The organism is Coleofasciculus sp. FACHB-712 (assembly GCF_014695635.1).
GTDB lineage: Bacteria > Cyanobacteriota > Cyanobacteriia > Cyanobacteriales > FACHB-T130 > FACHB-T130.
The window spans coordinates 1-2,693 of record NZ_JACJOQ010000704.1; the positions used below are offsets into that span (position 1 = coordinate 1).

The window sequence follows — 2,693 nt, forward strand, 5'->3', positions numbered from 1 at the left end:
ACGATGAGATGACGTTGCGAGTAAGCGATCGCGTGGAAGTTTTGGCAGAAGATACACTGCACTTAGATGGGGACGAGGACTATATTTTTACTCAAGTGGCGGGGACTTATCAAGATAAATTTCTCGCAACCATTACCTCGGAAACTGGGGAATTTCAAACTTTGCCGCCGTTTGAATTTATTTTATAGCTTCTCGAAAATCATCAGAGGCAGGACAACTCCGACCTCCGCAAAATCCAAAATCCAAAATTAAATGATGGATAGAATAGTTTTTAAGCTTAGGGTTAAGCAAGTTGGCACTGTTTGCGACTTTGAGTTGTCTTGGGGGAAAGGAAAAATACTCTCTGTAGAGCTGAATTATCCCCTCTCGCTGACCAGGAGTTACGAACAGTGGCAAAGCGCCTATCTCAACTACTATAGGCGGCTGCGAGGGCACAAGGTCATCAGCGGTAAAGGCACTCTCCCAGTTGATCGACATCGCGAACTGGTGAATGCAGAGGTTCAGCTAGGGGAAGAATTTCAACACTGGTTGCTCACTCCTGAATTAGTTAGTATTCGCCGCGAGATTGTCAAGGCGGCTCATAAACCGGAACATCATACGGTTGAGGTGTTCCTGACTTGCACTCCTCTAGAACTGGCGCGATTACCGTGGGAAATTTGGGAAATTGGGACGGATTTGGGTGCTACTCAACAAATACGCATTGCTCGCACTCCCGCCAATATTCTGAATGAACCCGTTCGTCCGATTCGCCGTAAAGCTAGGGTTTTAGCGATTTTAGGGGATGACACTGGCTTGAATTTGGAAGCTGATCGAGAAGCACTGCGATCGCTTGATCGTGTTGCAGATATCCAGTTGATTGGTTGGAAACGGAACCAGGGGAAAGCTGAACTGAATATCCCTAAGAGTATAGAGGCTCGATTTTTTGATGCTGATGCACTCAAAATGGAGATCCTCAAAGCGATCGCATCGGAGCCAGGTTGGGATATCTTATTTTTTGCCGGACACAGTAATGAAACTGTCCTGACGGGTGGAGAATTAGGCATTGCACCACACACCTCAATCTCGATTTGGGAAATTGAAGAGTCACTGAAACAGGCGAAAAAACGGGGGCTTCAGTTTGCAATTTTCAACTCGTGTAGTGGTATGAATATTGCCGAATCCTTGATTAACTTGGGATTGAGCCAGGTAGCAGTAATGCGGGAACCGATTCACAATCAGGTAGCACAAGAATTTTTGGTGCAGTTTCTCGCCAGTTTGACTCAATACAAGGATGTTCATTCAGCTTTGCTGGAGGCAAGTTTATTTCTTAAACAACGGGAAAAGCATCTTTCCTACCCTTCTGCTTACCTGGTTCCCTCCCTATTTCGGCATCCAGAAGCCGAGCTGTTTTGCATTAAACCTTTTGGCTTTTTTGACACACTAAACCGCTGGTTGCCAACGAAAAAAGAAGCCTGTTGGCTAGGCGCTATCCTGTTTTTAAGTTTATTACCGCCCGTACAAAACTTATTATTAGAACCGCGCATTTTACTTCAAGCCTTCTATCGCAAAGTCACCTTCCAAGTGCCAGCCAAAGGAAGTTCACCTGTGCGACTTATCCAAATTGATGAGGAATCTCTAAAAGCTGATGCGGATAAAATTAAACAAATTTACCCTATCGATTATCGTTATGTAGCATTACTTTTGAATCGGGTTTCTGAATTAGAAGCTAAAACTATTGGCATCGATTATATCTTAGATGATAAGAAGCAACCGAATAACAGTTTAAAACTTAAGCAATTCGTACAGAATATTGTTAATAAAAATACTTGGTTGGTATTTGGTTCTGGAGAGGGAGAATCCACTCCTAGGTCAGGGGTAAGCAAGGATATTGCCAACCTCAATTGGAGTTTGGAAGGGGATATCATGTTCTTCCCTTGGTATGTTGAACTTTTGCCAGCAGAACCCAAAAGTTCACAGATGTATCCTTTTGCTTATCTCTTAGCTATAGCGTATGTGTTGAATCAAGAATTACCACTGAATTTACCGCAACCCAATTTGCAGGCTCGAACAAATTTTAATTCCTCAGCGATTAACTATTTAAATCAAATAAGCCAACCCAACCAGAAAATAGCTTTTTTACAAGAAATTCGCCTTCATTCACTTACCCGCTTTTCTCAAAATTTTATTCAAGCGTGGTTGCATCCAATTATTGACTTTTCTATTCCCCCCGAATCTGCCTACGAACGCATTTCTGCCTGTAAGTTACTAGGAGATTGCCTAGGAAAAGGAAAAGTACCAGACACCTTTAAGAATGAAGTGGTGTTGATTACTCCAGGTGGATATAAAGGAGCCGGGTTAGAAGGAGAAAATGAAGATAATTATGCGATTCCTTTAGCTGTCGGTTTCTGGCGCGGTTGGGAGGAGGAAAATTTTCCTGGCGGTGAAGCTCATGCTTATATGCTTCATCATTTATTAACGCGGCGATTGGTGATACCTATCCCCGATTTATGGATGATTTTACTTTCAGGATTGCTGGGGAAAGGCGTAACGCTGATGTTACAGGATAATCTTCATCAACGGCAACGCTGGGTAATAAAGTTAGGAACGGCTACAACCATTTATATCATCGCCTCCTTGCAAATCTATATATCGGCGGCGATGTTATTACCTTGGTTTTTACCAACAGTTTTGTTTTGGAATTATATTCGTTTAGC

The 2,693-nt window shown here is 42.8% G+C and carries 1 protein-coding gene and 1 pseudogene; both read left to right on the plus strand.

What is annotated here, in order from left to right:
- A pseudogene (locus tag H6F50_RS26120) lies at positions 1–188 on the plus strand (hypothetical protein); the annotation flags it as partial.
- 64 nt (positions 189–252) lie between these two features.
- Positions 253–2,693: CHASE2 domain-containing protein (locus H6F50_RS26125; RefSeq protein ID WP_199292380.1), on the plus strand; the 2,441-nt coding region annotated here is incomplete at its 3' end.